Source organism: Shewanella sp. SG44-6 (assembly GCF_014164185.1).
Classification (GTDB): domain Bacteria; phylum Pseudomonadota; class Gammaproteobacteria; order Enterobacterales; family Shewanellaceae; genus Shewanella; species Shewanella vesiculosa.
In genome coordinates this window covers 25455-32633 of record NZ_JACJER010000047.1, presented here as the reverse complement: position 1 = coordinate 32633, position 7179 = coordinate 25455, and the positions used below count along the sequence as shown (strand labels likewise).

At 41.9% G+C, this 7179-nt stretch carries 5 protein-coding genes; 4 read left to right on the top strand and 1 reads right to left on the bottom strand.

What is annotated here, in order from left to right:
- Positions 1 to 210 precede the first annotated feature (210 nt).
- A complete protein-coding gene (locus H5185_RS10455; RefSeq protein ID WP_182742055.1) occupies positions 211 to 1341 on the bottom strand; it encodes a hypothetical protein in 1131 nt (376 codons plus the stop codon).
- A 629-nt stretch (positions 1342 to 1970) separates the two neighbouring features.
- Here H5185_RS10455 and H5185_RS10450 point away from each other — a divergent pair.
- From H5185_RS10450 to H5185_RS10435, 4 genes are read left to right on the top strand one after another with little or no spacing between them, the layout of a single operon-like run.
- Positions 1971 to 2381 carry a DUF6088 family protein gene (locus tag H5185_RS10450; protein WP_182742054.1) on the top strand — a complete coding sequence of 137 codons (411 nt, stop codon included), beginning with the start codon at positions 1971 to 1973 and terminating at the stop codon, positions 2379 to 2381.
- Positions 2378 to 3319: a nucleotidyl transferase AbiEii/AbiGii toxin family protein gene (locus H5185_RS10445; protein ID WP_182742053.1), complete on the top strand. Its 942-nt coding sequence runs from the start codon at positions 2378 to 2380 to the stop codon at positions 3317 to 3319. Before H5185_RS10450 ends, H5185_RS10445 begins: the two co-directional genes overlap by 4 nt.
- A gap of 7 nt (positions 3320 to 3326) precedes the next feature.
- Positions 3327 to 5966, top strand: a complete 2640-nt coding sequence (locus H5185_RS10440) for a type I restriction-modification system subunit M (RefSeq protein WP_182742052.1) — start codon at positions 3327 to 3329, stop codon at positions 5964 to 5966.
- Between the two features lies 1 nt (position 5967).
- Positions 5968 to 7179: a restriction endonuclease subunit S gene (locus H5185_RS10435; protein ID WP_182742051.1), complete on the top strand. Its 1212-nt coding sequence runs from the start codon at positions 5968 to 5970 to the stop codon at positions 7177 to 7179.

The window sequence follows — 7179 nt, the reverse complement described above, 5'->3', positions numbered from 1 at the left end:
TTGGTTGGCACTCAGGCAGAGCAGCCCGAGATACCTCCAATGCTTTAAGCATAAATGCCTTGTCTAGATCCATCTAAAGTATCCTTTTAAACTTTTGGTATACATTAACAAATCTATGCCAAAAGTGGTGTAATAAAGTTGAGTTCACTAAAGAATCAAACAAGGAATGGTGCAAAGGATTGTTACTGTCATGCCTTCCATTGATTGATATTACACGACTCTTGTGTAAGTTTGTCCGTCTAAAACTCGCAGGACTTGCCTAACATCCTTTGCACCAATGCGACTATAAATTTCCTCTGCCGTATATTCATTGGCTAGTTGACGGATTGCGCGAACCTGCTCCGCCGACAATCGACCGTCTCTGCCGCAGATCTGTGCGATCGCCCAATCATTATCTCGCCATTTCTCAGCAACCCATGGCGCTGGTAAACCTTTACGAGGATGCTCTTTAAACCATTTACTCAGAATTGGATCTCGCTGATCCGGTATTGGCACAACCGATTTAGCAATTAGCCCGTTCTCTCGTAGGTATCGTAGCCCCGATTTACCCCCAGGGATCATATTGAGACGGCGTTCATCCTGCCAGTGACCTTCAACCAGAAACTCCTCTGCTTCATACAATGCATCGATGTTATCTGTTATGGCCATCACCTTATGATTCACATAAGAAATACCGCCATTCTGACTCTCTTCCCGAAATTTACGATGGAATAGCAAGGGACTCCCATTTTTGATAGCTCTTTGATGTTCGGCCCAACGCTTCTGCCAACTCCGTGTTGTAACACCAACATAAAAGTATCCGTCGTTCGGATATGAATTACCGCGCCCGAAGATATGTTGGTACAACACGTATGATGTTAAAGGGAAATGTTGAGGTGATAACAAGTAGTGTGCAGGAATTGTAAACAATAAACTTGGCCGAATAATTTTGCTTTCATCTATCGACGATATCCCCTTCCGAGCCGCTTCTATAAGCAGTGTATCTGTTACTAAATCAACGCTGATTAAAGGCACCATGACAAGTTCATCATCTTCAAGCACTTTGCCAGATTCAAATTCATTTTGTGTCGAAACGGTACGGTGCCCTTTCTGTAAATATTCAAACTTAGCAATAACACCAGGGGCATCCCCTACAAAGATCAGTTTTAAAACAGGAATATATTGATCCCGCTTACACCTAATTACACCCTCAGGCATTTTTGCTGCATTAAACCAAAAATTGCCGTAGTCAGACTGAATGAATCGATTAAGCAATCTTTCTACTTCTTTATGACGCTTAACGAGTGCTTTAGGGGCTAAATGTTCCCACCATAGCTTGCTAATCTTCGCACTTCCTTGCATGGTTTTATCACCTTATAGCATTTCTAAAATATGGTCTCTACTTGTCAGTGCCAGAGTTCACATCATAGAGCACTTCTGGCACGAAATGGGGCAATAACGATTTAGAGCGTTCACTCTAAGCCGTACCTGGACATAAATCATTTAGTGCTTAGGCTCTAAAATTCGATTTTAGCATTACCATTAGTAATGAATATCCTCAGAAAGTGAGATTGTTATTTAATAAATGGGATGGACAAACACAATGCATCGAAAAGGCCCAAACCTTAGGTAAATGCCTTGGACGTTTGCTTGTTCATCAATTAAGGAAAAACAAGCGGTTCGATTAAGGGACAAGCTCGTCACACGTGCAAAGCCTGCTTAAATGTAATCGTTCGACCATTGCTAAAGCGGCCAAGTTGAGCGGGCTTGGGTAGCAACAATTTTTTTATAGATGTTAGCTGTTGTATTCCAAACTAGGTGAGAGTCGCAGTAACTTATAGGTGGATATAAATATAATAAGTATTATAGACTATTAATCATAAGCTTAAGCAAATACCGGCGCCGCATTTAATATTGTTAAGATGTCGTATTTATTCCTATTATTCTCACATTAAGCTATACTCTCCCTATTGTAGAGTAAGGAGGTTTAAATGGCCGCTGTTGACTGTATCTTTCAAAAGATAAAGCGTTCTAGACGCTACGTTTTCGAACGAAAAGATTTTGACGGCATTGCTAGCTATGACCAAATTGGCCGATCGCTTAATCAGTTAATGGATAGAGGCGAGATAATGAAGCTTGGCTATGGCTTATACACGAAAGCGCGAGTAAACAGCCTGACAGGACGTTTAATGCCGACCTGTCCAGGTGGTAGCGATGCACTTATGCGTGAAATATTAAAAATGAAAGATATCGATTTTGAAATAGATAATCTGTCCTTACAAAGCCTTTCCGGTAAAAACACCCAAATTCCCTCATCAGTTCATTACTCATGGGATCAAAAGCAGTTCAATCGCAAATTGGTTGTTGGTAACAGACTATTAACGCCAACAAGTCGACTATGAAAAAACTGAAACAACAGTTCTTAGAGGTTTCCGATGCATTAGCGCTCGGGAACCCCGCCATAATTGAAAAAGATTATTGGGTGGTTGCTCTACTTTCTGAGCTTGAAAAGCTAACGTTTGAAACTCATCAAATGGTGTTTTCTGGCGGTACAGCACTGGCTAAGTCCAATGTAAAAATACTTCGAATGTCTGAAGACGTGGACATAAAGCTGATCCCCACGCCGCAATTTCAACACCTTAGTCGCGGCAGGAAAAAACAGTACCGTAAAGCGTTAGCAGTACAAATTGAAACAGCGATTATTGCATCGAGCACATTTTCTATCGAAGCTAGATTAGTTCAGGATGAATATCGCTATGTGGAATATGAGCTTAAATATCCGCAACAATTTAGCCAGGCTCCTTGTCTGCGCCCAATCATCAAGTTAGAACTAATGGAGACAATTCCACTTCTTGCGCTGGAAACACGGGGCATTCAATCGTTAGTAGCAGAACTTTATAAGCTGCCACAAGAAGTGAACGGATTCATCTGCGTATCAGTAAATACTACCTTGGTAGAGAAAGTGCTTTCCATGTTACGCCGCACAATGTCTGTTAAGCGTGATGCAGCGCGAAACGATGACGTCACCTTAGTTAGGCATATTTACGACGTACACTGTATTCATGCAGCACAGGCCCTTGATAATGAATTACTCGCGCCCCTTTTTCACGCCATATTAGAAGAAGATATTCTTCGCTTTGGCAACCAACATGCCGAATTCGTCATGGACCCTGCCAATGAGTTACGCCTTGGCTTACAGGAGTTAGAAAGCAACCCACTCTTCAGGCAACGCTTTGATGATTTTGTTAAACCAATGGTGTTTAACTCGCAACCTCCCAATTTTGACACGTGCTTTATGTCCTTTAAACATATTGCAACCTCACTCATTCTGACTATTTAGAGTAAACATGAATAAACAACAACTGGCAGCAAAAATCTGGGAATCCGCCAACCAGATGCGTTCAAAAATCGAAGCTAACGAATACAAAGACTACATCCTCGGCTTTATTTTTTACAAGTACCTGAGCGACCAATTAGTTCAGTTTGTCACCAAAGAGGGCATGACGCCAGAGGATATCAAAGCCCTAAACGAAGAAGACGCGGACACGGTCAAGTACATTCAAGACAATCTAGGCTATTTCATCGCTTACGATAATATGTTTGCAACTTGGGTTGATCCTACATTCGAGTTTGACGAGTCTAACGTGCGCGATGCGCTATCAGCCTTTAGCCGTTTGATTTCTCCTACTTACAAAAAATTGTTTGAAGGTATTTTCACCACACTCGAAACGGGCCTTAGCAAACTCGGAGAAAGCGCGGGTAAGCGCACAAAAGCCATTAGTGACCTACTGCATTTAATCAAAAGTATCCCAATGAACGGTAAGCAAGGCTATGACGTACTGGGTTACATCTATGAATACCTGATTGAAAAATTTGCCGCCAATGCCGGTAAAAAAGCTGGTGAGTTCTATACGCCCCATGAAGTCTCGGTACTGATGTCGCACATCATCGCCCACGAATTAAAACATAAAGACACCATCGAGATTTACGACCCAACGTCGGGCTCGGGTTCGTTACTGATTAATATTGGTGAAGCGGTCGAAAAATACGCCAAAAGCAAAGACAGCATTACCTATTATGCCCAAGAGTTAAAAGCCAATACCTATAACTTGACCCGTATGAACCTTATCATGCGCGGGATTAAAGCCAGCAACATCAAAACCCGTAACGGTGACACTCTAGAAGACGATTGGCCCTACTTTGATGAAAACGACCCGCAAGGCTCTTACCACGCTTTATATGTGGATGCGGTGGTCTCTAACCCACCTTATTCGCAACAGTGGGACCCAAGCTTTAAAGACAGCGACCCGCGCTATTCCCGTTTTGGCCTCGCGCCTAAAACCAAAGCCGATTTTGCCTTTTTGCTGCACGACCTTTACCACCTAAAGCCCGATGGCATTATGACTATTGTATTGCCTCATGGGGTGTTGTTCCGTGGCGGTGAAGAAGGTGAAATTCGCAAACAACTGATTGAGCAAAACCACATTGATGCCATTATCGGCTTACCGGCCAACATCTTTTTTGGTACCGGTATACCTACCGTGATTATCGTACTTAAACAGAAACGACAAAATACCGATGTATTAATTGTGGATGCCTCTAAGCACTTTTTAAAAGAAGGCAAAAACAACAAACTGCAAGCCAGTGACATCAAGCGTATTGTGGATGCCGTAATCAACCGCGAAAGCATCGAAAAATTCTCGCAAGTGGTGAGTAAGCAAACCCTGCGCGACAATGGCTACAACTTAAACATACCGCGTTATGTAGACTCGTCACCGGCCGCACCAAGCTGGGATTTACACGCCACTATGCTAGGTGGAATACCCAATAGCGAAATCGCACAGTTACACCAATATTGGCAATCATTCCCGCAGTTGCATAATGCGCTGTTTGTGGCTAAGTCTGCCGCCTACAGCCAGTTAGCCATTACTAAAGACTCGGTCAACGCCACTATTACCCAGCACCCACAAGTTGTCGAGTTTATCAGCACCTATAACCAAGCGTTTGATGGCGGCAGTCATGGTGTTAGTGGCAACAGCAGCTTTGATAACTACTTACACACTACGCTTATTCAAGGCTGGCAAGCCGTTAACCGTAACCAACAAGAGCCTGAATTAAGCACCGAGCTTTTCACACGCTTAGCACCCATTGCCTTAATCGACAAATACCAAGCCTACCAATATTTAAACAACCAATGGCAAGTGATCAATGCTGATTTAGAAATGATGCAAACCGAAGGCTTTGTCGCCACGAAACAAGTTGACCCCAATATTGTTATCAAGAAAAAAGACGGTAAAGACACCGAAGTACAAGACGGCTACAAAGGCCATGTATTGCCGTTTGATTTAGTACAACAAACGCACCTAAGTGATGATTTAACCGCATTGGATAAACAAGAAAATCGTTTGGCTGAAATCGCCAGCACGCTTGAGGAAATACTCGAATCGTTAAGCGAAGAAGACAAAGAGCAAGACACTATCAAAGAAAGCAAAGACGCTTTTGTAAATAGCGAAGTGGCCAAAGCGGCTAAAGCCTTCTTGAAAGAGCAAAAAGACAGCAAAGTTAAATTTGAGCAGGACAGCCCTGAGCCAGAAGAAAGTTACAAAGCCAAAATCATTGCGGCGAGTAAACTCATTGATGAAGAAAAAGCCCTGAAAAAAGCAGTCAAAGAAGCCCAAATCGCCCTGCACTTAAAAACGAAAACCACTATCGAAGCTTTAACCATTGATCAAGTCAATGAATTGCTGCACTTAAAATGGATAGCGCCATTAAGCCAAGAGCTCGCCGCCATGCCAAACGCTGTGATTTCTAAGTTGACCAACAAAGTACAAGCCCTTGCCGATAAATACGCGGTAACTTATTCGCAAGTCGCGAATGAGATAAAAACCACCGAGGAAGAGTTGGCCGAGATGATGGGCGAACTTGTGGGTAATGAGTTTGATATGCAAGGCTTGAATGAGCTCACCAACTTATTGAAGGGCGCATAAGATGAGTATTGAAAAGAAAGTGCCTGAGATTCGGTTTAAAGGATTTAGTGGGGAGTGGGAAGAGAGTGAGTTTTCAGGTATTGCTACCAGAGTATCAACGCAGCATAAAAGTACATGCCTACCTTGTGTTGAATATGAAGATATAGTTGCAGGGAAAGGGCTATTTAATAAGGATATTTATCAGAAGAAAACCTTTAAAGCCGGCTTAAAATTTGAAATTGATGATGTTGTATTTGGTAAGTTGCGACCATATCTTAAAAACTGGTTTTTAGCTGATTTTGAAGGCATAGCAGTAGGTGATTTTTGGGTTTTACGTGCCGATATTGTTGCCAGTACGTTCTTGTTTTCTTTAATTCAAACCAATAAATTCGAATTTATTTCAAACCTTTCCGCTGGCTCGAAAATGCCTCGTTCTGATTGGGGGCTTGTATCATCCTCTTGCTTTTTTATTCCTAAGAATATCTGTGAGAGTGATAAAATCGGCAACACCTTCCAAAAGCTCGACAGCTTAATCAACCAACACCAACAAAAGCATGACAAGCTTAGCAACATCAAAAAAGCCATGCTGGAAAAGATGTTCCCAAAACAAGGTGAAACCATCCCAGAAATCCGCTTTAAAGGGTTTAGTGGGGATTGGGAGGAGCAGTTGTTAGGGAATAAAATGACTGTAACTTCGGTTAAGCGAATACTCCAATCAGATTGGACTACATCAGGTGTCAGGTTTTTACGTGCACGAGATATTGTATCTTCATACAAAAATGAAGAACCTGCGGATTATTTGTATATTGCACGAGAAAAATATGAACAATACTCGCAACTTTCTGGGAAAGTTGAAGTTGGTGATTTGCTTGTGACAGGTGTTGGGACAATAGGTGTGCCCATGTTGATCACTAACGAAGATCCCGTATATTTTAAAGATGGAAATATAATTTGGTTTAAGAACGAAAATGCAATAAATGGTTTGTTTTTGTTTTATTCATTCGTTGGAAAACAAATTAAAACTTATATTAAGCATTCAGCTGGAACAGGAACAGTTGGGACATACACTATTAATAGTGGGAAGAACACTCCCATAAAACTTCCAAAAAGTGAAGAACAAACCGCCATCGGAAACTACTTCCAAAAACTCGACACGCTAATCAACCAGCACCAACAACAAATCACCAAACTTAATAACATCAAGCAGGCCTGCTTGAACAAAATGTTTATCTAG